This is a genomic window from Haloglomus halophilum (genome assembly GCF_024298885.1).
In the GTDB taxonomy this organism is placed as follows: Archaea; Halobacteriota; Halobacteria; order Halobacteriales; family Haloarculaceae; genus Haloglomus; species Haloglomus halophilum.
Genome location: NZ_CP101166.1, coordinates 903,847 through 929,752 on the forward strand (window position 1 = coordinate 903,847; position 25,906 = coordinate 929,752).

Sequence of the window (25,906 nt, forward strand, 5' to 3'; positions counted from 1 at the left end):
ATGGCATTCGGCATCGGACTGTTGCTTCGCGGCCTCCGGTGGGGCCCCCGGCGACTGGCGCTGTGGGCCGGGGCCAACCCGCTCCGGACGGCTGGGGGGGTCGGCGCGCTGGTCGCGGCCTGGGTCATCGTCGCCTCGCTCTCGCCCGGGACCGGCGTGATGCCGGACCTGGCCGGCGTCACGCTCGAACGGTTCCTGCAGTTCTCGCGAGCCCACCCGGCGTATCCGGTCGCGGTCGTCGTGGGGAGCGCGACGCTGCTGCTGTTGCGGTGAGTCCCCGGAACTGACTTTCCGCTGCCCACCCGAAGGGGCGCATGGACCAATCCGACCCGCCGGACGTGGCGGCGTTCGTCGAGTACTGTCGGACCCAGGCCGCACTCTGCTCCGGGCGCGTCCAGCAGCTGGGGGAGGAGGCCGACGAACTACTGGACGAGGTCGACGACGAGCTGGCGGCGCTTCGCGGTGACCTCGACGACGCGACCGAGGGTATCGTGACCCCGCCCTCGACGACCGAGCCCGAGCGACCCGAGGCGGGCGGCGACGAGGCCGGAGCAGCCGCGGACGCCGCCGAGTCGGCCGTATCGACCGTCGAGCACAAGCAGACGCTGGTCGAGGCGAAACAGGCCCGGATGAACGCGTTCAACGACCTCGCCGGTGGCTACGCCGACCTCGCAGCGGAACTGGACGATGTCGAGGACGGCGGCGAGGCCCTGGAGCGCGTGGTCGCGTTCGAGGTCGAACGGGACGCCCCCGCGTACTTCCCGGACCGCGAGACGCTGGCCGAGACGGTCGCCGAGGGCGAGCGCGACGGCGGGAGCTGAGCCGCCTCAGTCCGAGAACAGGCTCGTATGGACGGGCGCGAACTCGCTCTCACGCTCCTCGTCGTCGCGGGTGTCCGTGACGGACTTGCCGCGAACGCCGTCGGCGAGGAAGTCCGCGAGCGGCGGCCCCACACGGTCCGGTTCGACGAGGAAGGCGTCGTGGCCGTGGTCGCTCTCGATGACGTGGTGGGCAGTGCGTGCGCCCGCAGTCCGGAACGCGTCGGCCAGCTCCTCGCCCTGCTCGACGGTGAAGTGCCAGTCGCCGGTGAAGGAGACGACCATCGCCTCCCCGTCGAACGCGGCGAGCGCGTCGGCGTCGGACTCGTAGCCCGACGCCAGGTCGTAGTTGTCCATCGCCCGCGAGAGGTAGAGATACGAGTTCGGGTCGAACCGCTCGGCGAACTTCTCGCCCTGGTAGTCGAGGTACGACTCCACGTCCCGGTAGGGGAAGAAGTCGGCCGCGGGGTCGACCGGGAAGGTGTCGCGGGCGGCGTCCCTGGAGGCCGAGCGCCGGCCGAACTTGTCGCTCATCGACGATTTGGAGAGGTAGGTGACGTGGCCGATCTGCCGGGCGATAGCGAGGCCGTTCTCCGGGCGCGGCCCCTCGCCGTAGTAGTCGCCGCCCTGCCACGCCGGGTCCGAGGTGATGGCACGGCGGGCGATGCCGTCGAGCGCGACGATCTGCGGGTCGAGACGAGCAGCCGTCGCCACGGGGATGACGCGGTCGACGTGGTCGGGGTGGCGCTTCGCCCAGTCCAGCGCGTTCATGCCGCCGACCGAACCGCCGACGACGGCGTGCAGGTTGGGGACGCCGATGTGGTCGAGCAGGCGGCGCTGCGCGCGGGTCCAGTCCCCGACCGTGACCGGTGGGAACCGTGTGCCCCAGTGCTCGCCGTCCTCGTCCAGCGATTCGGGGCCCGACGAGCCGTAGCAGGAGCCCGGGACGTTGACGCAGACGACGTAGTAGGAGGTGGTGTCGATGGCCTTCCCGGCGCCGACGATGTCGTCCCACCAGGCCCGTGCCTGGCCGGCCGTGTCTGGGCCACCGCTCCGGCGGCGCCGTCCCGCGACATGGGCGCTCCCGGTGAGCGCGTGACAGACGAGGACGGCGTTGTCACCGGTGAACTCCCCGTACGCCTCGTACGAGAGTTCGAGGTCCGGGATGGACTCGCCGCACTCGAAGGTGAACTCGCCGACGGAGACGGTGTCGGCCTCGTGCGGGACGCCCTCCATCTCAGTCACCTCCCGCGCCCGTCCGGGCGCCCCCGTCGGTCGCTCGCGAGGCGCTCTCGATGGCCTGTCCGAGGTCGGCCACGATGTCGGCGGGGTCCTCGATGCCGACCGAGAGGCGGACGAGGTCCGGCGTGACGCCGGAGGCGCGTTGCTCCTCCTCGCTCAACTGCGCGTGCGTCGTGCTGGCGGGGTGGATGACGAGGGTGCGGGCGTCGCCGATGTTGGCGAGGAAGCGTGCGAGGTCGACGTTCTCGCAGACGCGCTTGCCGGCCTCGAAGCCACCCTCCAGCCCGAACGCGATCATCCCGCCGAAGCCGCCGTCCAGATAGCGCCGGGCGTGGTCGTGGGTCTCGTGCGATTCGAGGCCCGGGTACGTCACCCAGGCCACGTCCTCGTGGTCCGCGAGGAACTCCGCGACGAGCGCGGCGTTCTCGCAGTGGCGCTCCATCCGGAGCGAGAGCGTCTCGGACCCCTGCAGCGTGGCCCACGCGTCGAACGGGGACTGCTGGCTCCCGACCGAGCGCACGGCGCGCTGGCGCGCGGCCATCGTGAACGCGCCGTCGCCGAACGTCTCGGCGAAGTTCAGCCCGTGGAACGAGGGGTTCGGCCCACCGACCTCGGGGTACTTCTCGGGGTAGTCGGCCCACGGGAAACTGCCGTCCTCGACGAGGACGCCGCCCACGGTGGTGCCGGAGCCGTGAATCCACTTCGTCGTCGACTCCCAGACGAGGTCCGCGCCGTGCTCGAACGGGCGACAGAGCGCCGGCGTCGCGAACGTGTTGTCGACCAGCAGCGGGACGCCGTGGTCGTGGGCGACCTCGGCGATGGCCTCGAACGGCGGCACGACGAGCGACGGGTTCCCGATGCTCTCGACGTGGACGTACGCGGTGTCCTCGTCGATGGCCGCGGCGTACGCGTCGGGGTCGAGGGTGTCGACGAACCGCGCCTCGATACCCCGACGGCCGGCGGTCCCGGAGAGGTACGAGTGCGTGCCGCCGTAGATTGAGGAGGAGGAGACGATGTTGTCGCCGGCCTCGGCGAGGACGAAGGTGGCGGCGTCGAGCGCGGCCATGCCGCTGGCCGTGGCGAGCGCGTCCGACCCGCCGTGGAGCGATGCGAGACGGCGCTCCAGCTTGCGCGTGGTGGGGTTGCTGATGCGCGAGTAGATGTGGTCGACCTCGTCCAGCGCGTACAGGTCGGCCGCACGGTCGGCGTCCGGGAACTCGTAGGAGGAGGTCTGGTGGATAGCCGTCGCGGAGGCGCCCGTCTCGGGGTCGGGCTCGTGGCCCGCGTGGACACAGCGGGTGCCGAAGCCGAGGTCGGCGAGATTCGCATCCGACTGCTCGTCGTTCATGTGTGTCGTGCATATATCTCTAGAAATCTATAACCCACAGTTACGGCAATATTTGCTAGGCGGAGAGGGCTCGGGGATTTGGAGGGTGGTTATCGATGGCGGTAGCAGGACGGCAACGAAGATAGCTACGGAGACGCCTCCGAAGCCCTCGCGCTCTCACACGGCGACACCGACGACACAACCGCCTCCGAAGCCCTCGCGCTCTCACACGGCGACACCGACGACACAACCGCCTCCGAAGCCCTCGCGCTCTCACACGGCGACACCGACGACACAACCGCCTCCGAAGCCCTCGCGCTCTCGACCACTCCGGGCCTCGCTGCGCTCCTCGCTCCGGTCGCTGCGCTCCCTTCGCTCCGGTGCTTACGTCGGCCGGGAGGGTTCGAGAGCGCTCGCCCTTCGAGTCCGCCAGGACGTAGAATGTGTCACTGAGCGGCGCCCCTGCCCTTCCCCGGGTCGCGCGGGTTCGGCCCATCCGGGCCTCACCACGCGCTCCCGGCCCGTGGACTGGAGCGGTCGCACACCGCCGTCAGTCGAGGTGGCGCGCGCTGGCGGCTGTGCCGCAGGCCAGCCGCCTCTATCGCGTGCGAGGGCTGAGCATCGCAGGCCGAGCGGAGCGAGGCCGAGAAGCGCAAGCGGTTGGGGAGGCCCGAGGCTCACGGTGGTCGATTGACTGACCTGCGGCCCTCGGTGGAATCGAAGGGCGAACGCGCTCCGGGTCAACTGACGACGCAAGCACCGCAGGGAGGGAGCGAAGCGACCGACCGAGCGCGCAGCGAGTCAGGGGCCCGGAGCGCGTGAGGGCTTCGTAGTCGCCTCTGCCAGCAGACTCTCTGAGAATATAGCCACTACAACAGAACTCCCCGCCATTCAAAGTACCAAACCCGCCAGAAGCAGACGAAAACTCCGGTTCTACACCCTACTCCTCACGCACGCCCCACTTGCGACGCTCGCGGGGGCGGTCCGACAGCGACTCCACGTCCAGCGGCTCGTCCTTCGTCTCGATGGCTTCCAGCGCCGCCTTCGCCGAGGGCAACGTCGAGAAGTAGGTGATCGTCTCCTCGACGGCGACCTCGAGCGGTTCGCGCTCGCGCGAGACCACGAGGTCGACCTCGCCGTCCTTGATGGCCTGTTCGAGGTCGTCGAACTGCTTGACCTCGAAGTGGCGCTCGAAGCCCGCCTGCACCTCGCTCACGTCCTCGTCCAGCTGCGAGAGTTCGCGCACCGACTCCAGGTCGACGTGGGCAACACCCTCCGTCGGAATGGCCTTGCCCGTCGCGGACTGGGCCTTGAGGTAGGCCTTCCCGAACGAGCGGGCGGTGCCCATGACCTCGCCGGTGGACTTCATCTCCGGGCCGAGACGCGGGTCGCTGCCGGGCAGGCGGTCGAACGGCAGGACGACCTCCTTCACGGAGACGTGCTCGGGCACCATCTCGTGGGCGCGCAGCTCCTCCAGCGAGGAGCCGGCCATCACCTTCGCCGCCAGCTTCGCGATGGGCACCCCCGTCGCCTTCGAGACGAACGGGACCGTGCGCGAGGAGCGCGGGTTCGCCTCCAGGACGAACACCTCGCCGTCGCGCACCGCGAGCTGGACGTTCAGCAGGCCCACCGTGTCCAGCGCCACCGCGATGTCCTTCGTGACCTCGCGGACCCGCTCCAGCGTGTCCTCCGACAGCGAGCGCGGCGGAATCATGCAGGCCGAGTCGCCGGAGTGGACGCCGGCGGTCTCGACGTGCTCCATGATGCCGCCGATGAGCACGTCCTCGCCGTCGGCCACCGCGTCCACGTCCAGCTCGACGGCGTCCGCGAGGAACTCGTCGACGAGGATGGGCTTGTCCGGGGAGACACGCACCGCCTCCTCGATGTACGTCTTCAGTTCCTCGTCGGAGTGGACCACGTCCATCGCACGCCCGCCCAGCACGTACGACGGGCGGACGAGGACGGGGTAGCCGATATCGCTGGCCAGGTCGAGCGCCTCGGATTCGCTCGTAGCGGTCCCGCCCGAGGGCTGGGAGATGCCCAGGTCGTCCATCAGGCGGTTGAAGCGGTCGCGGTCCTCGGCGAGGTCCATCGCCTCGACGGACGTACCCATGATGTCGCAGTCCAGCCCGCGGCGCTCTATCTCGTCGGCCAGCGGTTCACCGATGTTGACGGAGGTCTGCCCGCCGAACTGGACCATCACGCCGTCGGCGTCCGTCTCCTCGACCACGTCGGCCACCTCCTCGGCCGTGATGGGCTCGAAGAACAGGCCGTCGGAGGTGTCGTAGTCCGTCGACACCGTCTCCGGGTTGTTGTTGACGACGTGCGCGTCGATGCCCGACTCGCGGAGCGCGCGGACCGCGTGGACCGCACAGTAGTCGAACTCGACACCCTGCCCGATGCGGATGGGGCCGCCGCCCACCACGACCACGGACTCGTTGTCGCGCTCGACCTGCACCTCGTCGCGCGAGATACCCGACACCGGGTCGCGGGCGGAGTAGTAGTACGGCGTGCTGGCAGCGAACTCGCCGGCGCAGGTGTCGACCTGCTTGAACCGGCGGTCGATGGACTCGTCCTCGACCGCATCGATGGGCCCCTGCTGCGGGTTGGCCTCGGAGGCGAACTCCGGGGCGGTCCCGGCGCCGTCGGCGATGGCCGCCGTCTGGTGGTCCGTGAAGCCGATGTTGGCCGCGCCGGAGAAGTCGCCGTTCTGTGCGTCCGCGGCGGCGTCCGCGATGGTCCCGAACCGCTCGACGTACCACTCCTTGATGCGAGTCAGCTCGACGACCTCCTCGACGGAGTAGCCACGGTCGAACGCCTCGAACATCGCGTACGGGCGGTCCGGCGTCGGCGTCTCGAGGTAGTCGCGCTCGAGTTTCTCGTCACTCACGTCCACCCAGTCGACGGCTGGCTGGTACTCCGAGGAGCGCAACGCCTTCAGCAGCGACTCCTCGAACGTCCGACCGATGGACATCGCCTCGCCGGTCGATTTCATCGCCGTGCCGAGCGTGAAGTCGACGTCGGTGAACTTGTCCTTCGGCCAGCGCGGGACCTTCGTCACGACGTAGTCGATAGCCGGCTCGAACGCCGCGGTGGTCTCGCCGGTGATCTCGTTCTCGATCTCGTGGAGGCGCTTGCCCAGCGCGACCTTCGCGGTGACGCGGGCGATGGGATAGCCCGTCGCCTTCGACGCCAGCGCGGAGGAGCGCGAGACGCGGGGGTTCACCTCGACGACGCGGTACTCCCCACCCGGGGTCCCGTCGTCGCGCCACGCGAACTGGATGTTACAGCCACCCTGGATGCCGAGTTCGCGAATCACTTCGAGCGCCGCGTCGCGCATCTCCTGGTGACCCTCGTCCGGGATGACCTGGCTGGGCGTGACGACCGTCGACTCCCCCGTGTGGATGCCCATCGGGTCGAGGTTCTCCATGTTGCAGATGATGATACACGAGTCGTCCGCGTCGCGCATCACCTCGTACTCGAGTTCGACCCAGCCGTCGATGGACTCGGTGATCATCACCTCGCTGTTGCGCGAGAGGCGCAGGCCCTTGCGGACGCGCTCGCGCATCTCGTCCATCTCGTGGATGACGCCCGACCCCGCGCCACCCAGCGTGTACGTCGTCCGCATGATGGCGGGCAGCCCGCCGACCGTGTCGACGGCGTCGTCGATCTCCTCGATGCTGTTGATGGTGACGGACTCGGGCACGGGCTGGCCGATGGACTCCATCCGCTCGCGGAAGAGGTCCCGGTCCTCCGTCGCGTAGATGGTGTCCAGCGGCGTCCCCATGATGTCCACGTCGAACTCCTCGAGGACGCCCTCCTCGGCGAGTTCGGCGGTGACGTTCAGTCCCGTCTGCCCCCCGAGGCCCGCGATGACGCCGTCCGGGCGCTCCTCCTCGATGACCTCGGCGATGGCCTCGGTGGTGATGGGCTCGACGTACACCTCGTCGGCCATCTCCGGGTCGGTCATGATGGTCGCGGGGTTCGAGTTGACGAGGACGACTCGGGCGCCCTCCTCCTGCAGGGCGCGACACGCCTGCGCGCCGGAGTAGTCGAACTCGGCGGCCTGTCCGATCTGAATCGGTCCGCTCCCGATGAGTAGGATGGTCCGGTCCTCGCCGGTTACGCTCATTACCGCGACCTGGTCCGCACATCGTAATAAGGGCGACGAAACGTTACGAATCTCGGAACCTCGTTTCGAAATTCGCAAACCTTACGGCGACCCACCGCGCCCCCGGCGGGCCGCGAGCAGCCCCACCAGCCCGAGCACCCCGAGGAGAGCCGCGAGCGGCCCGAACCCGGGTGCCCCGGCGTCCGTCACCGAGAGCGTCGTTCCGGGCGGTGGCGCGGTGACGGTCGGGGTCGGCGACGGCGGCGGGAGCTGCACCGTCCGGGCGAGGAGCTGCCCGTCCTCCGACGGGAACGGCCTGTCGGTGGACCCGTCCCCGCCGGGACCGTCGAACTGCCCGTTCCGGTTGCTGTCGTAGACGGCGATGAGCCGAACCGGGCGCGGCGCCTCCTCGTCGCGTGGCTGTATCGGGATCGTCCCGTTCACCCGGACCGGCTCACCGGCGGTGACGGGGAACGCGGCGTACCCGCCGCTCCGGTTCTGCACGACCACGAATCCCGGCGCCGGGAAGCGGGCAGTGACCCCGAATCGGATCGTCGAGCCCTCCGGCCCGCGACGAACCCGGCGGACGGTCGCGTCACGTAGCGTCGGCCGCTGGCCCACCAGCACCTCCGCGCGGTGGAAGGTCGTCCCGTTCCGGGCGAGCGTCAGTGTCAGCATTCGACCGGCCGGCTGGGATCCGAGGTCGAACGTGGCGTCGGGAGTGCCCTCCGGCCGGTCCAGGGTTCCTCGCTCGGCCGGGAACGTCCGCTGGGCCAGCGTCTCGTTCCCCGACTGGACCCGGAGCGTCAGTTCCGAGTTCACCGCGAGGTTCGACCCCACCCGCGCGACGAACGCACCGTCCGTCCCGACGACGGCCAGCTCCCGGGCCCCATCGACCGACGCGTTCCGCGCGACCGCGACGACGCCATCGGGCGTCCCGACGACGAGCCGACCCTGGTATCGCTCCGGGTCGCCGCCGGGGACGGTCAGCGACGGACGCAGGAACGTCCTCGACTGGGTCGCCAGCCGGACGGTCTCGTCCCCCTGGCGAAGCCGTACCCGGCCGGTGTCGAGCACGACGTAGAACGTGTCGTTCCCCCGGTCCGCGACGGTCGACACGCCGGGGCCCAGGAGTGCCACACCGGGCGGGGCGCCGGAGTCGGCCTCCGTCTCGGTGCTGCTATCGACCGGCTCCGGACCGCCGGGCCGCTCGGCGATCACGGCGAAGCGCCCCCCAGTGGCGTTCGCCGCACGGAGGAGTCGCTGGGTCGCGTTCGACCCGGTGGCGTTCGCGTACGCCCGGCCGAGCCGTGCCGAACGGAACTCCAGCACCGCCACCTCGTCGGGGACGACGACCGATGACTGTTCCAGTTCCCTCGCCCCGATTCCTCGCCGGATCTCCCCGCCAGTGCGAAGCTCGCCGGCGAGCGCGGGCGCCGCGCGGTAGGTGGCGATCTCCCGATCCGGCCCGGGGTCGACCGGCCGGTCGAGGAGGTCGAACCACTCGGTCCGGCGGCTGGTACCGTTCCGCGTCGACCGTTCGAGCGCCACCTGGTACCGGCCCGGCACGTCGAGTTCCCCGTCGCAGCCACCGTCTACCTCCAGCCCAGCCGTATCCAGCAGGAGTCGGAACGAACCGCTCTCGGCGTCGGCGAGCACCCGGTGCCGGCTCTCGCGGAGGTCGATACGGAGCCGCTCACAGGAGGTTCCGGACGGGCTGGTGACGTTCAGGCTCGCGTCCGTCGCGTCCAGTGCCTGGAAGAACCGGACCGTCGCGTTCGGTCCCGTCGTGTCGGCGTACTCGGCACCGAGCCGCTCGGCCGTGAACGCCACCACCAGCGTCTCGCCGACCCGCACGCGGTCGTCGGTCTCCAGTTCCCCGGCCCGGTGGGCCGTGGTCACGTCGTCGACCCCCTCGAGTGCGTCGTACGAGCGACCCGGCCCGACGAGCAGCGTCAGGTTCCCGCCGGTAGCGTTCTCGTGAGGTTCGACGGCACCTGTCGTCGCGCTCGGGCCGCCGCTACCGGCGCCGCCGGCCACGGCGACGAACGGCGTTATCGTCGTCAGAACGGCCATGAGCGCCACGAACAGGACGGTGAGCCGCCGTCGACGGGGCGGCCGCTGGTCGGCCGAGTCGGTACCGGTCGTGGAGGGCATCGGTCGAGAGGAACGGCCCGTCCGGTAAGTGTCTTTACGCCCGCAGCTGGGGGCAGTGGTGGGACGGACGGGAACGACCGGAGGACACGTTCACTGCGGTTCGTCGAGTCGGTACCGGTAGGGGTGGTCCCTGATGACCTCCACCTCGCCGGCCTCGGCCTGCCGGCCGAGCACCGTCGCGATGCGGTGGGCACTCTCGAACTCCTCGCCGTGCTCCTCCAGCAGGTCGAGAATCTCGCGCGCGGTCAGGGGCTGCTCCGCATCGGCGTCGGTGATGACCGACCGGATCCGCTCGAACTCACCCCGGCGTAAGCGCATGTGCATACATAACACTCCAACTATCATAGAACCCCGTCAGACAATCGTCAGACGCGCGGCTGTCGAGAACCGCAGGAGGGCTCAGCGATGGCGGCCAGGGTGGACCGTCCGACGAATCGTCCGTCGGCCGCTCACCGAGGTCGCTCGTACCACCCAGCGGTGCATCGGGGGATGTACTAATGGTTGCGGTCGGGAGCAATATATGGCGAGTACCGACCGACCGAACGGTCTCACGAGATACGGAGATGCCCGGAACGATACCGACACCGACCAGGCACAACTGCGGAACATGGGAACCTCTTCATCAGTAACGTAGCCGGTTGTCGTCGACATCGCTCGGTTCCGGCTCTATCGCTGCACCAACCGGGGAAAATTTTATTTAGATAATGAATACACAATGATATGCATGTCGGATACAGTCGAGATCACCGACCGCTCGGCGTTCAGCAGCCAGTCGCTCGGACTCCAGGTCGTATTCACCATCATAACGCTCGGGCTCTACCCGATATGGTGGTCGTACAAGACCGCGAAGATGCTCGACCGGGGGACGAATCAGGACCTCAGCCCGATCCTGGCGTTCATCCCCCTCGTGAACATCATCGTCTTCTGGCAGATATCGAAGGCCTCGGAGCCGCTCACCGACCAGGACGCGATGCCGGTGTTCCTGCTGTTCCTCTTCTTCGGCATCATCAGCTGGTACTGGGTCCAGAGCGGTATCAACTCCGCCGCGGCGTAGCTGCAGCCGCCTCGGAACCACCTTCTCCGCCCGGAAACATCGACGAGGGACCGGAGGACCGAACGCTCACGCCGGCTGATCGAACTCGTCCTCGAAGTCGCGCTCGGCCCGATACGCTTCGACGAACTCCGCGACATCGAACTGGAGCATCTCCTGTTCGAACTGCCTGGCCGCCGTCTCGTCCTCGGCGTGGCTCAGCGCGTGTTCCATCAGCTCGACCAGCAGCTCGACGACGATCTCGTGGAGCCGGCGAGCGTCGAAGTCCGCCACCCACACCATCGCGTAGCCCACGGAGCCGTCGTCGCTCACGTCGGCACTCACGACGGCCTCGGGGAACTCCTCCAGCACCATCCCCATCACGTGGGGCGTGCCGAACTGGCCGAACTCGTCGGCCGTCTCGATGGCCGCCTCCAGGGTGCGGACGAGTTCCTCGGGCACCCACCGCGAGAGCGGGTGGACGTCCATCACGACCGCGTGGCGCTCGCCACAGTCACAGGCGTACTCCCGCAGCCCCAGGTCGAGCTCGTGGGGGGTGACCGTCTCGCCACACGGGAGGTCGAGTTCCGTCCCGCGCCCGCCGGGTACGCGCGGCTCTGTCATCGGCCGCGCTTGGACGTGTGGCCGGGTAAAGGGGTCGGTCTGGAGTCGTACACGCCGTGGTTTCGGGTCGGGGTCGGCTCGCTACGCGCTCTGCTCGGGTGGGACTGAAAGGGCCCGGCAGTTCGACCCGTCCCGGACGACGTAAGCACCGCAACGAGGCCCGGACGGTCGAACTGCCGGGGGCTTTCTACCCGCTCCCGTCGGTCGCTGCCGGCGCCGTCCAGTTGTCGAAAGTCCCACCCGGACAGAATGTGTGGCGAGCCGATGCGGACTCGAAACCACAGTGAGTCCCTTCGAAACCGACAGACCTGCCTAGTCGTCCGCGATGACGGGATCCTCGTCGTAGGCGAGCAGGCGGTCGAGCGCGTCGACCATCGCGCGCACCGAGGCGGTGGTGATATCGGAATCGCTGGCGGCGACGTTGACCGTGCGGTCACCCCGGGACATCGTCACCTCGACCGTGACGACGGCGTCGGTGCCGCCCGTGATGGCGTCGACGTGGTACTCGTCGAGCTGGGCGTCGGCGGCGGTGCCGAGCGCGTTGCGGACCGCGGAGAGCGCGGCGTCGACCGGGCCGGAGCCGGTGCCCGCGGCGGTGCGCTCCTCGCCCTGTACGCGGAGCCGGACGCTCGCGGTGGGCGTGCCGGAGCCGGAGGCGGCCGTGAGGTCGAGCAGTTCGACCCGGCGCTCGCGCTCCTGCCCGCTGACCTCCTCGGCGATGGCCAGCAGGTCGGCATCCGTGACGCGCTTGCCGCGGTCGCCGAGCTGCTTGACACGGCTGACGACATCCGTGAGCTCCTCGTCGGTCATGTCGACGCCGTGTTCGTTGAGCGCGGCCTCGACGCCGGCACGGCCGGCGTGTTTGCCCAGCACGAGACGGCGCTCGCGGCCCACCTTCTCCGGCGGGTACGGCTCGTACATGGAGTCGTCCTTCAGCGTGCCGTCCGTGTGGATGCCGGACTCGTGGGTGAAGGCGTTCTCCCCGACGACGGCCTTGTTCGGCGCGATGGGGACGCCCATACTGTTGGCGACGAGTTCGGCGAGCCCGTACAGCTCGTCGGTCTTGAGCGTCTGGACGCCGTAGCCGTGGTCGAGCGCGATGGCGACCTCCTCGATGGCGACGTTGCCCGCACGCTCGCCGATACCGTTGATGGTGCCGTGGACGAGGTCCGCGCCGGCGGCGACGCCGACCAGGGCGTTCGTCACGGCGAGCCCGAGGTCGTCGTGCGTGTGGGTGCTGGTGGGGCCGATGTCGTCCAGCGCGGCGTAGATCTCCAGCATCCGGTCGGGTGTGGCGTGGCCCACCGTGTCGGGCACGCAGATACGGTCGGCGCCGGCGTCCATCGCCGCGGACATCAGCTCGACCAGGAACTCCAGATCGGCGCGGGAGCCGTCCTCGCCGAGCACCTCGACCCACAGGCCGTGGTCGGCGGCGTACTCGACGAGTTCGACGGTGTCGGCGATGACCTCCTCGTGGGTCGTCCCGACCTTCGTCTCGACGTGGCGGTCGCTGGCGGGGACGACGATGTCCACGCCGTCGACGCCGCAGTCGAGTGCGAGGTCGATGTCGTTCTTCACGCCACGACAGAACGACGTGACCGTCGCGTCGAGGTCCAGCGACGTGACCTTCTGGATGGTCTCGCGCTCGCCCGGACCCGTACACGCGGAGCCGGCCTCGATGACCGACACGTCCGCGTCGTCGAGGCGCTGGGCGATGTCGGCCTTCTCCTCGGGCGTCAGCGAGACGCCCGGCGCCTGCTCCCCGTCGCGCAGCGTCGTGTCGAGGAACTCCACGCCGGTCGCCTCGGTCAGCGAGCGTGTCGCTGGGTGGTCGCCGAACAGGAACGAGTTCGATGCGTCGGTGTTGGGTGTGGGGTCAGAAGAGCCCACGAATTTCACACCCAGCCGCCTCGCGGCGACTTCCTCTATCCTCCGGGTTGTCGGAATCCGACATGGTTACGCGTGACACCTTGCGGTCGAAGGGTAAGAGGGTGCCGGTCCGGGACAGATGTGACGAGGCGCGCAGCCGAACGGGCACAGCTCCGCCCGAGACGGCCGTTCGAGCCGGTGAGACGCGTCAGTCCAGCGCCCGCTCGTAGACGACCTCCCGCTCGCCCGCGTCGACCAGCCCCGATTCGCTCACCGGCTCGAAGCCGTGCGACTCGTAGAAGCCGACCCCGACCTCGTTGCCCGCGAGCAGGACGACCTGCAGGCGGTCGGTCTCATCGCGGGCCCGCGCGACGACGTGGTCGAGCAGTTCGGTCCCGATACCCTCGCCCCACCGCTCCGGATGGACGTACAGCCGCGGGACGACGTACGCACCCGACGGGCTGGGACCGGCGTGGACGACGCCGACCGGGTCCGCACCCGCGCCCGTCTCGGCCGCACCCTCGCCCGACCCGCCGCCCACGGCGCCCGTATCGACCGCGACGAGGAAGACGTGGTCCGGGTTCGTGATGACATCGCGCAGCTCCTCGGCGCGCCACCAGTTGTCGAGCCGCTCGTCGACCTCGTCGGGGCCCATGATGTCGTCGTACGCCTCGTGCCACGCCGCCCGCGCGAGTTCGCGGACGGCCTCGGCCTCACCGGGCGTCGCCGCCCGGATGGCTACGTCGGTCATGAGGCGGAGGTCCGCCGGATGGCACTAAGCGGTTGCGTTCGCGTTCTCCCTGCTTTTCGAGGAGAAACAACGCGGAAATTGCAATATTATAGAGCATAAATCACATATGGAACATCTTATGAGACAGATGACCGAGATTCGACGCCACCCCGGCGAACACGGAGCCGAGCCTACCGCGAGTGCACGTCGTCCAGTTGCCCGGTGGTCGGCGCGTTCACGATGGTGACGGTCGCCCCCGACCGCTGGACGCGGAAAGCGTCGGCGTACGGGTCCGACTCGGGGACGACGAACACGCCGTCGCCGCGTGCCTCGGCGTCGTGCGAGCGGAGCAGGTCACGGTAGGCCGTCACGAACTCGCGGGCCTCGTCGGCCGAGTCCCACTCGCTCCGCCAGACGTAGCCGTACTCGCCGTCGTTCTCGTACGGGACGACGCGGTCCCCGTCCCAGCCCGTCGAGTACGGGTGGGCGTAGTCGTACTGCGGATGGTCGCCGAGCTGGTCGTTGGCCCAGAACATCGCGTAGATGGACGCCTCGCCCACCGTGTCGTACTCGGGGTCGACGTCGAAGCGCTCCCAGTCGGCCGAGGACCGGTCGTTCAGCGTGATCCGGGCGGGTTTGTCGCCCGGATAGCGCTCGGGGTGGATGACCTGCTCCGTCGAGGTCGGGTACTGGTCGTAGGCGTCGTCGACGGCGTCCCAGCCACCACGCTGCTTCAGTTCCTCGACGAACCCCGGACCGGCCGCGTACGGCGCGAAGACGGTGGTGAACAGGCCCCGGTTGAACGGGCCGCCGCCACCACCGCCACCGCCGCTCTCGGGGCGCTCCAGACAGGACCACTGGCCCCCACAGCGGCGCTCGTAGGTGTTCTCGACGAAGTTCGCGTCGCCCTCGATGAGGCCGTCCTCGGCGAGCTGGGCGTCCTGGGTCTCGGGGTTGGTACCGAGCCCGAAGTGCTGGTCCTGGAGCGCGTGGACCAGTTCGTGCGAGAGGGTCGTCCGGTCGACCGTCGGGGTCTCGCTGTTGCTCACGAGCACGATCTCGTCCTTCGAGGGGGAGTAGTAGCCCTGCACGGAGGAGCCGAACACCGAATCCAGCGTCTGTGCGACGCTTTCGTCCTCGTCGACGATGAAGATGGCCTCCCAGACCTGATCGTTCCAGCGGTTGAACTCGCTGTCGGGGTCGCTCGCGCGGTCGCCGCGCTGCTGGCGGTACTCCTCCCGGCTGATGACCTCTACCGGCACGCGGCTCTCGAACTCCAGCCCCCGGATCTTCTCGACGCGGGCCATCGTCCGGGCGACGACACGCCGGCGCTCGGTCTCGTTGAGGCCGTCGTCGAACGTCACGTCCACCGGGTCGTCGTGCCAGTAGCCGTCCTCCCAGCCGAGCTGGTCGTTCGCCGGGTCCTCGCGCTCACCACCCTGGAGCGGCCCGCCGACGCTACAGCCCGCGAGCACGAGCAGGGCCGCCAGCGAGACCGCGAGGAGACGGTGGCGCGCCGTCGTCACGCTGCCCCCATCTCCGCCGCGGTCTCGCCCGAGTCGGAGCTGCCGTCGCCCGAACCGCTCCCCGAGTCGTCGGCGGTCACGCCGCTCGTAACGAGGTCGGGCCGCACTTCCTCGAGGTCGTCGACCGTCGGCGCGTTCGTGATGACGACCGTGTCGCCGTCGACCCGCACCCGGAAGGCGTCCTCGAACGGGAGCCGGTCGACCGCGTAGACGTACTCGACGCGGTCACCGGAGACCCGCTCGCCCTTCCAGTGTTCGAGCAGGAGCCGGTAACCCCGCGCGAACTGCCGGGCGTCCTCGGGGGAGTCCCAGACGGACTTCCAGACGTACGCCGTGGCGTTGGTGCTGCCGTTCGTCTCCGCAGCAGCGGTCCCGTTCCGGTAGATATGCATCCGGTCACCGTCCCAGCCGCTGGTCCAGCGGAGGTCGTAGTTGAACGGGTCCTGTCGGTCGACCTGCCCGCCGTCGCGGTTGATGAACTCGCGCGCGCCGTCGACGGCCGAGCGGTTGTACGGGTCCGCGATGGTGTACGCGAACATCGCGCTCATCCCGGACTGGCCGAGGCTGGCGTACGCCGGGCGGGTCTGTCCCTCGCGGGGTGGCTCCGGGCGGACCCGCTCCCAGACACCCTCGTTCCGGTCGGTCAGCGAGACGTTCGTCGGCTGGTCCTCGCCGTACTTCTCGGGATAGATGACCTGCTCGGAGGAGGCGGGCGGGTCGTCGTACATCGCGTCGACGCGGTCCCAGCCGCCGGCGTCGCGGTGGTGTCGGACGAACGGTGGCCCGTCGCTGTACGGGAAGAAGTTGAGGAAGTAGACGCCGAAGTGGATGTCGCTCCCGCCGCCGGCACCGCCCTCGCTGGGGAGCGACAGGCAGTTCCACTCGCCGCCACATCGCTGTCGGTAGAGCTGCTCGGTGTAGTGCGAGTCGCCCTCGAACAGCCCGTTGTAGGCGTTGTACGTCTCGCGCGTGGGACGCGTGTAGTTCGAGAGGTTGTACACCTGGTCCTGGAGTGCGTGGGTGAGTTCGTGGCCCAGCGTCAGCTCGTCGCGCAGTTTCGGCGGCGTCGACTCCGAGACGACGACGATGGAGTCGTTCTTCGGCGAGTAGAAGCCCAGCACGTTCGACCCGCGGTTGGAGTTCTGGACGTTCAGCGAGTCCCGGTCCTCGCCGATGAGGAACAGCGACTCGAACTTCGCGTTGTCGAAGGTGCGGAAGGCGTCGGTGTAGTTGGCGTCACCGCTCGCGTACTCGGCCTGGTAGGTCGAGCGGTTGATGACCCGGATGGGGACGCGCTCGCGGAACTCCAGCTCGCGGAGGTGCTCGACGCGGGCCATCGAGCGCGCCACGAGCGCCCGGCGCTCGGTCTCGTTCAGGCCGTCGCTGGCGTTGTACGCGAGCGACTCGTTGTACCAGTAGCCGCCCTCCCAGCCGAGGCGGTCCTCGGCGGGGTCGGCGAAGTCGAAGCCGTCGGCGGTGGGCGTCGGTGTCGACCCGTCCGTCGGCTCCTCCCCGTCACCGGGTCCGGCGTCGGTCGGGGTCGGCGTCGCGGTCGGCGTGGGCGCGGCGTCGTCGCCGAGCGGGCCGCCGCCGGTGAACCCGGTCGAACAGCCGGCGAGGACGACGAGTGCAACGACCAGCAGGGCGGGCAGCGTTCGCATTGCTCGGCCGGACGGGCGGCGCATGCAAAAGCCCCGCGGGGTCGTCACGCACGGACACGACCTCCCCGTAACCACCGTTCGGGCGCCGACCCCGAGCCCGAGCACCGGCAACGGCTCGCGCCGACAGCCCCGACGACTTATACCGCAGGATGCGTAGAGTGAGGTATGGACCGACAACAGATCTTCGCGCTCCTCATGGTCATCGCCATGATCGGGTCGTCCGTCGTGTACGGCCTGGCGTTCTTCCTCTAGCCCTGCGCGTCCCGTCCGCCGCGGAATCAGCACGCCCCGAGCGCTGCCAGCGTCCCGTCCGCCCGGGGTGGCCTGGTCGTCCTCGTTACTCGCCCCACACGTCCGAGAGCGGGTGGTCGGCGGGGTCCTGCGACCCGGAACTGCCGGAGCGCCCCGACCGACCCCCGGACCGGCTCCCCGACCCACCGTCCCCGGTCCGGCGGCGCGACCCCCCACGGGTGCCACCGGAACCGCCGCCGTCCCCGACGGCCGCCTGCGGGTCGAACGCGGGCAGGTCCGGCGTCGACATCAGGTCCACCTGCTCGGCGAACCAGCCGGGCATGTCGTGGCGCGCGCGCTCGAACAGGTCCAGCAGGCTCGAATCGGCGAGGTAGGTCGCCCCGTAGTCGTCCGGTGCGCGCACGACGCGCCCGCACGCCTGGATGACCGTGCGCAGGGCGGTGCGGTAGTACCAGCCCCACTGCCCGTCCTCGAGTCGGCGGGCGACCCGCGAGTCACGCGTGTTCGGGTACGGCGCCTTGCAGAGGACCTGCCACCGGCAGAGGTCGCCGTTCAGGTCGAGCGCCTCCTCCATCTTCACCGAGACGAACACGTCGGCGCCCGAGGAGCGCTTCCAGCCCGAGAGCGCGGCGTCCCGGGTGTCGGAGTCGTGGCCGCGAACGCGGGCGCCGACGCCGAAGTCCTCGAGGTGCTCGCGCAGGCGCTCGGCGATGGCGTACGAGTGCGCGTGGACGAGGCCCTTCTCCTCGGGGTGCTGTTGCATCAGCCGGACGACGAGCCGGGCGATCTTCGGGATGGTCTCGTCGCGGTGCTCGTAGGTCATCTTCCCCTGCGCGGTGTCGTACAGCGGGCGGTTCTCGACGGGGAACGTGTGGGGCACGTCCACCAGCGCGACGTTCGCCGGGTCGAGGCCGGAGCCGCGGCAGAAGGCGTCCTTGTCGAGGATGGTCGCCGAGAGGAGGGCGAACTTCGTCCCGCGGTCCCAGACGGTGTGATGGAGGTAGCGCGCGGGGTCCATCGGCTTGATGGTCACCGCCGTCCCCGCGCCGTCGGGCTGGTCGACGACCCAGGTCGTCGTCGACTCGGTGTCGCGGAGGTCCTCGACGAACCAGCCCAGTTCCCGGATGAGGTCGGTGAGCCGGTCGCGCTCGGCGACCTGCTCGCGGTCGAGTTCGGCCTCCGACCGGAGCTCCGTAAGCCGGCGGTCGCAGGCGGCCTCGAGCCGCTCGGCGTAGTCGGCGGCGTCGCCGAGGTTCTCGATGTTCGGTGGGGTGGTCGCCTCCCACACCGCCGACGGCACCCACCCCGGCGTCAGTTCGATGGTGGCGTACATCTCGGCCCACTCCGCGAGGCCGTGTGCCTCGTCGACGACGACCACGTCGCGCTGGCCGAACACGTCGCTCCCGGCGGTCTGCATGAAGTACGCCAGCGTCATCGCCGCGATGGAGCGGTTCGAGGCGATGGCCCGGTCGGAGAAGTACGGACACCGGTGCTCGACGGGACAGTTGTAGCCGCGCTCGCGGGCACACGGCGCCTCGTCGACCGGAGTGTCCGACTCCCCGGGGAGGATGCACTTGTAGTTCGACTTCCCGCGGATGATACTCAAATCCTCCAGCAGTTCGTCGCCCGCCACGTCGTCGAGTTGCGAGACCTGCGGCGTCGTGTAGTAGGCGCCGACGGGCTGGTGGGGCTCGGCCTCGCCCGGCCGGCGGGCACAGCCGGCGATGGCCCGCGCGAGGAGGGACTTGCCGCTCCCCGTCGGCGCACGCACCAGCACCACGTCGTTCCCGTCCTCGAAGGCCGCTCGAATCCGCTGGAGGGCGGTCTCCTGTGCCCCCCGGTAGGAAGGGGCCGGGAACTCGGACTGGATACGGGCGGGGTCCACGTGCCCATGTCCGCGTCGGCGACAATAACCGCACCGGACTCGGACACCCCACCGGGCCCGACGGCCCCGGCGCGCGCGAGCTGCGCCGACCGGGCTGAATGACCGGTCAGTGTGCTGATACCAGAGCAGTCACCCGTCTACTGACGGTTACCGAACGATATCCGGTATGTGACGGTTACTTCCAGGACCACTTATGAGCGAAAATATTCTTGATTACCCGCCTATACACGGATATTCGCCATACTTTATATGCCACCCACAGGGGCCGGAACATATAACCCCCTGTATAACTTGCCCTCACTTATGGTGGGACAACACACAGCCAGCCGGACAAACGAGGGGAGATCGCCGACGACCCAGCCGTTCACGAAGAAGGTACTCCCGTCGCTCGGACTGATAGCGTTCCTGACAGTTGGGATCATCTTCAACCCGTTCTTCGGGGTCGGAGCGGGGGCGGTGCCGGGTGTCGATAGCGGTGCCAGCCCCGGCGACAGCGCTGGTCCCGGGAACGGGGCGGACACTCCCGCTGACAGTGCGGCGGCAGCAGCCGATGCCGGCAACGGCGGCGACACCTCACAGGGCGCCCAGTCGAGCGTCGGGACGCCCGAGCCGCAGGGCATCTTCGCATCGAACGACCGGTCGGACACCGATGCCGCGGACGTGACCGACGGACCAGCGACCACCGCCAGCGGGAGCACGGCGGCTGACGCCGGCGGCAGCGACGCGGCCGAGGACGGCGACTGGATGGACTTCCTGAACGACCAGACCAGCCCGCTCGTCCAGACGCTCCGTGGCCCGTTCGGACAGCTCCAGCCGGACAGCCAGCTGGCCGAGACGATGCGCGGTCCGATGTACGAACTGGACGACCCGGACAGCAACGTGGCCCGGACGCTCGCCCGCCCCGACAGCGAGGACGTGGTGGGTGGCCCGGTCGGTGACGTGACCGCCGACCTCGACCAAGCGGATTACGCACAGAACGCCGCCGAGGACTCGACGGGTGACCTCTCCGACGTGGCCGGCGAGACCACGGAGGGCGTCACCGAGGACGTGACCGACACGGTGGACACCACGACCGGCGACAGCACCGACGGGACGACCGAGGGAGTGACCGACACCGTCGAGGACACCACGGACACCGTGGAGGAGACGACCGACTCGACCACCGACACCATCGACAACACGACCGACTCCACGACGGACACCATCGACAACACGACCGACTCCACGACGGACACCATCGACAACACGACCGACTCCACGACGGACACCATCGACGACACCACCGGCGGGACGACCGATTCGACCACCGACACCGTGGACGACACGGTCGACGACACGACGGACACGGTCGACGACACGACGGACACGGTCGACGATACGGTCGACTCGACGAGCGACACGCTGAGCGGTGACAGTACCAGCGACGACAGCACCAGCGACGACAGTACGTCGACGCCGTCCGACGACGACGACGGCCTCCTGTAGGCGGGCGACTGCAGCCGTCCGTTCTGCTCCCGCGTCTCCCCCGAGCGGCCGCGCCGACTACGCCTCGTCGCCCCCGTCATCCCCGGAGGACGTCCGGTCCTCGTGGGAGGGGAGCGCCGCCACGTCCTCGGCGGTGACGTCGTGGTCGTCGGGAAGGCGCTCGATACAGTCGTAACAGAGCAGGAACTCCGAGCCGTCGGCCAGTTCGAGCGTCAGCCCCTCCGTCCGGTCGCCGCCGAACGACCAGAGGTTGGCGATGCCGCCGGCGATCTGGACGGAGCGGCCACAGCCGTCACACGGCTCTCGTGTCATGCCCCGCGGTTCGGCCGGCGTCGGCAAACCGCTGTCGGGAGCTGGTATCCCGGTCACTCAAAGACGCCTTTGATATTACGTAACGATGGGTGTGGATGCCCCCGTAGGGGAGTCCATGATTCCACGAACCGTCGCGGTCGTGGTGCTGGTCCTCGCCGCGTCCGTGACCGGCGCCGTCGTGCTGGAGGACTCCGCGGACCGGAGCCCGACGCCGGAAGCGGAGCCGGACGACCGGCCGGTGACCGACAACCGGAGCACCGTCCGCGAGGCGATGCAGTTGACCACGGCCGACTCCGACGCGGCGTTCCGGTCGTATCTCGAACGGGCCCAGCGCGAGGCAGGCGGTGGCTACCACGGCGTCGAGTTCGACCGCGGGCGACCGACCCGGGTGACGGAGGCCCCGATGGCGACGGCCGTCGCGGCCGACAGCTCCGTGTCCCTGACCGGGCAGGCCGCCGCAGCCGGCGGTGACGGCGGCGGTGGCGACGCCGGCGGGGGCGCACCCTCGCGCCGCGTCGGCGGGACGAACGTGCAGGTCGTCGGCGTCGACGAGCCGGACGTGGTGAAGACGGTGGGCGACCGGTTCTACGTCCAGCGGGCGGGTCCCTCGCTGGCCGCGGCCGGGACGAGCGTCGTGGCCGCGACGCCGCCGGCCGACGCCCGCGTGACCGCGACCATCGACCGGAGCGGCCGGATGCTCGTCGGTGAGAACCGCGTCGTCGTGCTGCCGGACCGACGGGCGGTGCGGCGCCCCGTCGAGCCGGAACCGCGGCGAGGCGGCCCGGCCGGCGCGGTCACCGGCGCTGTCGACTCGATGGTCGCCGACGAGGACGACCGCGCGGCCCGCAAGCGGGTGTTGACTGGATACGACGTGAGCGACCCCGACGCGCCGTCGGAAGCGTGGGAGCAGAAGGTCCGAGGGCGGGTGGTCTCGGCCCGCCTGTCCGACGGCCGGGTGCTCCTGGTCGTCGCGAACGACATCCCCCGGCCCGGCGAACCCTGCCGGGTGCGACCGCTGGCCGACGAGACGGTGGCGTGTACCGACATCCGCCACCCGGACCGACCGGTCCCGGCGGACGTGACCTACTCCGTGCTGGCCGTGAACGCCGAGGACGGTAGCGTCGAGGAGCGGACGACGTTCGTCGGGAGCCGCGAGTCGACGGTGTACGTCTCGCCGGACGCCGTCTACGCCACCTACACGACGAGCGAGCGGCGCTCGGCGCTCCGGACGGAGTTCCTGCTGGACAGCGACGTCGTCCCCGAGCGCGTGAAGGAGCGACTCCGCACCGTCCGGGACTACGACCTCTCGCCGCGCGCCGAGGAGGAGGAGGTCGAGGCGACCGTACAGCGCTGGCTCGGCACGCTCGCGCCCGCAGAGCGCGAGGACGCTCGGCGGGACCTCCGCAAGGACTGGGAGGAGTACCTCCGTGAGCACCGGCGCGACGCGACGACCACCCACGTCGCGCGCTTCCCCGTCGACGACCTGGAGGACGCGACGACCGGGAGCGTCCCGGGCATCGTCCTCAACCAGTTCTCCTTCGACGTCCACGACGGCCACCTCCGCGTGGCGACGACCGTCGGCGAGCGGCTCCCGGGCGTCGAGAGCGCCAACGACGTCTACACGCTCGACGCGACCAGCCTCGAACAGGTCGGGAGCGTCACCGGGATGAGCGAGGGCCAGCGCGTCTACGGCGTCCGGTTCGACGGCGACCGCGGTTACGTCGTCACCTTCCGGCAGGTGGACCCGCTCCACGTGCTGGACCTCTCGGACCCCGCGAACCCGACCGAGGAGGGCGAGGTGAAGCTCCCGGGCTACTCCTCGTACCTCCACCCGCTCGGTGACGGCCGCGTGATGGGCATCGGCGAGGAGGACGGCCGCGTCAAGGCCGTCATCTTCGACGTGAGCGACGCCAGCGACCCGCGGGTCGAGGAGTCGCGGATCCTCGACGCCTACTGGTCCGGCGTCTCGCAGACCCACCACGCGTTCACCTACGACCCGCGCCACGGCGTCGCCTTCCTCCCGACGCCCGAGGGCGGCTACATCCTCTCCACGGACGACCTCTCGACGGAGACGCGAGTGGAGATGCGGGCCCCCCGCCGGGCCCGCTACGTCGGCGACCACCTGTTCGTCTTCGGGAGCGACGAGGCGGTCGTCCTCGACGAGACGGACTGGTCGCGCGTGGCGACGGTCGACCTGAACGCGGTCCCGGAGCCACCGCGGACGGAGACGCCGACGCCAGTCGAGACGGCCACCGCCACACCGACGCCGATGCCGCCGACCACGACCCCGACGCCACCGCCGGAGGCGACGCCGACACGGACGCCGACGGCCAGTCCGACGCCCGAGGCAACCCCGCCACGGACCACGACACCGACCGCAACCCCAACACCGACACCGACCGCGACACCGACCGATACCACCGAGACTGCAACCGCGACACGGTCACCGACGCCCACGCGGACCGCGACGCCGCAACCGACCGGGACGCCGACAGCGCCGACCGCGTCCTGACGGCTGCGGCGTCACGGCTTCGTGGCGACTGCCCGCTGGTGCCGATAGCGCCAGGAGCCGTCTCTGTCACGAGAGTTTCGGCACGTATATCGAGAACAGCAGCTCAGAAACAGATTCCCTCTGCCTGTAGTGGTTTTTCGACAGTTATATTCGATACTATCGGAGAATCAGGTGCCGAGCGGCGGGTTGCGGAACAGCGCGTCCCCGAGCACGAACGCGCTGACCAGTCCGCCAGCCGCCGTCGTAGCGTGCGAGGGGACATCCAGAAGCACGCCGGCGAGGGCGGCCACGACGAACGCGACTGGGATACAGAGCAGGACGATATCGTAGCGGGTCAGCCCCGACCCGCGACCACTGTTGGCACTCACAGACATGACTGACTCTCACCTCCACCAGAAGTGTACTCGGGCGTCCAACAAAAATTTTGCCCCGAACCCATCCACCGAACCGCCAGTGAACCCTGAACGAACGATATCTAGAGTTATATCAAATATTCCGATAACTTATCCATATCTCGCCTACCTCGAGTCACCGGGTTCGGGTACGCAGCGTCGGAGACGCGGCACGGAATCGGCACCGGCCACGCCACCAGCGACCGACGCAGGGCGTCGGTGACCCCGGGACGCACACTTATCCGCCGTCCGCACCTCGTGTAGCCATATGCGCGTACTGGTCACGGGGGCGACCGGGTTCGTCGGCGGGCGGCTGGTGCCGGCACTGCTCCGGGCCGGCCACGAGGTGGTCGCGATGGTGCGGGACCCCGCGGGGTACGACGGGCCGTCGGGCGTCGAGGTGGTGCAGGGCGACCTCCTCGAATCCGGCTGGGAGGACACCCTCGACGGTATCGACGCCGCGTACTACCTCGTCCACTCGATGGGCGCCGGCGAGGAGTTCGCCGAGCGCGACCGCCGGGCGGCACGGAACTTCGCCGACGCAGCGAGCGCGGCCGGCGTCGACCGTGTCGTCTACCTCGGCGGCCTCGGCGCCGAGGGCGACGACCTCTCCGAGCACCTCGAATCGCGCCGCGAGGTCGAGCGCGTGCTCGGGGAGGGAGAGTACGACCTGACGGTCCTCCGGGCCGCCGTCATCATCGGCGACGGGTCGCTCTCGTTCGACCTCATCCGCCAGCTCGTCACCCGGCTCCCCGTGATGATCACGCCCCGGTGGGTCCGGACGCCGTGCCAGCCCATCGCCATCGACGACGTGGTGGCGTACCTGGTCGGCATCCTCGATGTCCCCGAGACCCGGGCGGACACGTTCGAGATCGGTGGGCCGGAGGTCCTCACGTACGAGGCGATGCTCCGGGAGACCGCCCGCCTCTCCGGGCGGCGCGAGCCGGTCATCCTCCCGGCGCCCATCCTCTCGCCGGGGCTCTCCTCGCGCTGGCTCGGCCTCGTGACGGACGTGTCGACCGAGGTGGCCGTGCCGCTGGTGAAGGGCCTCCGGAACCCGGTCGTCGTCACGGACCGGCGCATCGAGTCGCTGGTCCCCATCGACCGGACACCGTTCGAGGCTGCCGTGTTGCGCGCGCTCTCGCCGGTCGAGACGGCACCGGCGTCCGAAGCGGGCGCGCCGCATGCCGAGCCCGACGGCGGTACCGCGGGGGCGGGCGACTCCGACGGAGGTGCCCCCTGATGGCCTCCCCGACCGGTGCCCGGAAACCCGAGTTCGGGGAGACGTGGGTGTACGAGAGCATCATCTCGGCGCTGCCGGGGATCGAGCTCTCACAGCCCGTCGCCATCGCCATCCAGCTCGCCATCTTCGAGGTCGGCGTGCTCGCGCTGGCGCTGTACTACGGGCTGTGGAACGCCGCCATCGCCGGGACCGCCGCGGTCTTCGTCGCCGCGGTGGGGAGCGCGGAGATGCTCCGCATCAGTACCCTCACCCGCGCGGTGCCGGTGCCCGAGTCCTACCGGCGGCTCCTGTTCGGGTCCAGCGTCGAGGTGGTGCTGGCGGTGCTGGCGTACATCGCGCTCATCACGCACCTGTTCGTGTTCGACCCGGCGTCGGGCGGGACGCCACTCGTGGAGCGACTGTTCGGCCCGGACCCGCCCGTGCTGGTGGTCTACATGACGTTGCTGGTGCTGTGGGACGTCTGCTACCGCATCGGAACGAACTGGTGGGCGTCGGTGACGGCGCTGTGGCGCTCGGCCCGGTTCCGGTTCGAACCCGAGACCGCGCGGGCGTTCCAGCGAGCCGACCTCGAGACGGTCGCGTTCGGACTCCTCCAGTTGCTCCTCGTGCCGTTCATCACTGACTTCCCGGTCCTGCTCGCGACCATCGTCGCCCACGTCGCCGCCGTCACGACGGTCTGTGGCCTCTCGGTGGTGCTGTTGCAGGTCCGGACGGAGACGGCGTAGCTCGG

20 protein-coding genes are annotated in these 25,906 nt (G+C 69.7%); 7 read left to right on the top strand and 13 right to left on the bottom strand.

Annotated features, from left to right (window positions below; all coding sequences use genetic code 11):
• Together NL114_RS04540 and NL114_RS04545 are read left to right on the top strand one after the other, a co-directional pair.
• A complete protein-coding gene (locus tag NL114_RS04540; RefSeq protein WP_254823613.1) occupies nt 1-273 on the top strand; it encodes a hypothetical protein in 273 nt (90 codons plus the stop codon).
• A 41-nt stretch (nt 274-314) separates the two neighbouring features.
• Nucleotides 315-821 (top strand): hypothetical protein, encoded by a 507-nt coding sequence (locus NL114_RS04545; protein WP_254823614.1) that lies wholly within the window; start codon nt 315-317, stop codon nt 819-821.
• 6 nt (nt 822-827) lie between these two features.
• On the opposite strand, the gene metX is transcribed toward NL114_RS04545, so the two are convergent.
• From metX to NL114_RS04570, 5 genes are all read right to left on the bottom strand, one after another.
• Entirely contained in the window at nt 828-2,054 is a 1,227-nt protein-coding gene (metX, locus tag NL114_RS04550; RefSeq protein WP_254823615.1) for a homoserine O-acetyltransferase MetX, read from the bottom strand.
• Between the two features lies 1 nt (nt 2,055).
• Nucleotides 2,056-3,408 (bottom strand): O-acetylhomoserine aminocarboxypropyltransferase/cysteine synthase family protein, encoded by a 1,353-nt coding sequence (locus NL114_RS04555; protein ID WP_254823616.1) that lies wholly within the window; start codon nt 3,406-3,408, stop codon nt 2,056-2,058.
• Between the two features lie 919 nt (nt 3,409-4,327).
• Nucleotides 4,328-7,519 (bottom strand): carbamoyl-phosphate synthase large subunit, encoded by a 3,192-nt coding sequence (gene carB, locus NL114_RS04560; RefSeq protein ID WP_254823617.1) that lies wholly within the window; start codon nt 7,517-7,519, stop codon nt 4,328-4,330.
• An 81-nt stretch (nt 7,520-7,600) separates the two neighbouring features.
• Entirely contained in the window at nt 7,601-9,655 is a 2,055-nt protein-coding gene (locus NL114_RS04565; protein ID WP_254823618.1) for a hypothetical protein, read from the bottom strand.
• A 90-nt stretch (nt 9,656-9,745) separates the two neighbouring features.
• Nucleotides 9,746-9,973, bottom strand: coding sequence for a hypothetical protein (locus NL114_RS04570; RefSeq protein ID WP_254823619.1), 228 nt, complete (start codon nt 9,971-9,973; stop codon nt 9,746-9,748).
• 406 nt (nt 9,974-10,379) lie between these two features.
• Between NL114_RS04570 and NL114_RS04575 the strand changes: the two genes are divergently transcribed.
• Nucleotides 10,380-10,709: a DUF4234 domain-containing protein gene (locus tag NL114_RS04575; RefSeq protein WP_254823620.1), complete on the top strand. Its 330-nt coding sequence runs from the start codon at nt 10,380-10,382 to the stop codon at nt 10,707-10,709.
• A 66-nt stretch (nt 10,710-10,775) separates the two neighbouring features.
• Here the strand turns inward: NL114_RS04575 and NL114_RS04580 are convergent, their stop codons facing one another.
• From NL114_RS04580 to NL114_RS04605, 6 genes are all read right to left on the bottom strand, one after another.
• A complete protein-coding gene (locus tag NL114_RS04580; protein WP_254823621.1) occupies nt 10,776-11,309 on the bottom strand; it encodes a DUF5815 family protein in 534 nt (177 codons plus the stop codon).
• A 312-nt stretch (nt 11,310-11,621) separates the two neighbouring features.
• Nucleotides 11,622-13,151: a (R)-citramalate synthase gene (locus NL114_RS04585; protein WP_254824676.1), complete on the bottom strand. Its 1,530-nt coding sequence runs from the start codon at nt 13,149-13,151 to the stop codon at nt 11,622-11,624.
• 235 nt (nt 13,152-13,386) lie between these two features.
• Nucleotides 13,387-13,929 carry a GNAT family N-acetyltransferase gene (locus tag NL114_RS04590; protein WP_254823622.1) on the bottom strand — a complete coding sequence of 181 codons (543 nt, stop codon included), beginning with the start codon at nt 13,927-13,929 and terminating at the stop codon, nt 13,387-13,389.
• Nucleotides 13,930-14,099: 170 nt separating this feature from the next.
• Nucleotides 14,100-15,434, bottom strand: a complete 1,335-nt coding sequence (locus NL114_RS04595) for an Hvo_1808 family surface protein (RefSeq protein WP_254823623.1) — start codon at nt 15,432-15,434, stop codon at nt 14,100-14,102.
• Nucleotides 15,431-17,095, bottom strand: a complete 1,665-nt coding sequence (locus NL114_RS04600; RefSeq protein ID WP_254823624.1) for an Hvo_1808 family surface protein — start codon at nt 17,093-17,095, stop codon at nt 15,431-15,433. The genes NL114_RS04595 and NL114_RS04600 overlap by 4 nt, the downstream gene beginning before the upstream one ends.
• A 337-nt stretch (nt 17,096-17,432) precedes the next feature.
• The gene (locus tag NL114_RS04605; RefSeq protein ID WP_254823625.1) at nt 17,433-19,232 is read right to left on the bottom strand and encodes a helicase C-terminal domain-containing protein; all 1,800 of its coding nucleotides are present in this window, start codon (nt 19,230-19,232) and stop codon (nt 17,433-17,435) included.
• A 303-nt stretch (nt 19,233-19,535) separates the two neighbouring features.
• Between NL114_RS04605 and NL114_RS04610 the strand changes: the two genes are divergently transcribed.
• Complete coding sequence (locus tag NL114_RS04610) at nt 19,536-20,717, top strand: hypothetical protein (RefSeq protein WP_254823626.1); 1,182 nt, start codon at nt 19,536-19,538, stop codon at nt 20,715-20,717.
• Between the two features lie 57 nt (nt 20,718-20,774).
• Here NL114_RS04610 and NL114_RS04615 read toward each other — a convergent pair whose 3' ends face one another.
• Nucleotides 20,775-21,029, bottom strand: a complete 255-nt coding sequence (locus NL114_RS04615; protein WP_254823627.1) for a DUF7561 family protein — start codon at nt 21,027-21,029, stop codon at nt 20,775-20,777.
• 115 nt (nt 21,030-21,144) lie between these two features.
• On the opposite strand from NL114_RS04615, the gene NL114_RS04620 reads away from it, so the two are divergent.
• Nucleotides 21,145-23,541, top strand: a complete 2,397-nt coding sequence (locus tag NL114_RS04620; RefSeq protein WP_254823628.1) for a beta-propeller domain-containing protein — start codon at nt 21,145-21,147, stop codon at nt 23,539-23,541.
• A gap of 167 nt (nt 23,542-23,708) precedes the next feature.
• On the opposite strand, the gene NL114_RS04625 is transcribed toward NL114_RS04620, so the two are convergent.
• Complete coding sequence (locus NL114_RS04625; RefSeq protein ID WP_254823629.1) at nt 23,709-23,915, bottom strand: DUF8015 family protein; 207 nt, start codon at nt 23,913-23,915, stop codon at nt 23,709-23,711.
• A gap of 286 nt (nt 23,916-24,201) precedes the next feature.
• Between NL114_RS04625 and NL114_RS04630 the strand changes: the two genes are divergently transcribed.
• Both NL114_RS04630 and NL114_RS04635 read left to right on the top strand, forming a co-directional pair.
• The gene (locus tag NL114_RS04630) at nt 24,202-25,176 is read left to right on the top strand and encodes an NAD(P)H-binding protein (protein ID WP_254823630.1); all 975 of its coding nucleotides are present in this window, start codon (nt 24,202-24,204) and stop codon (nt 25,174-25,176) included.
• Nucleotides 25,176-25,901, top strand: coding sequence for a DUF7530 family protein (locus NL114_RS04635; RefSeq protein ID WP_254823631.1), 726 nt, complete (start codon nt 25,176-25,178; stop codon nt 25,899-25,901). The genes NL114_RS04630 and NL114_RS04635 overlap by 1 nt, the downstream gene beginning before the upstream one ends.
• Nucleotides 25,902-25,906: the final 5 nt, after the last annotated feature.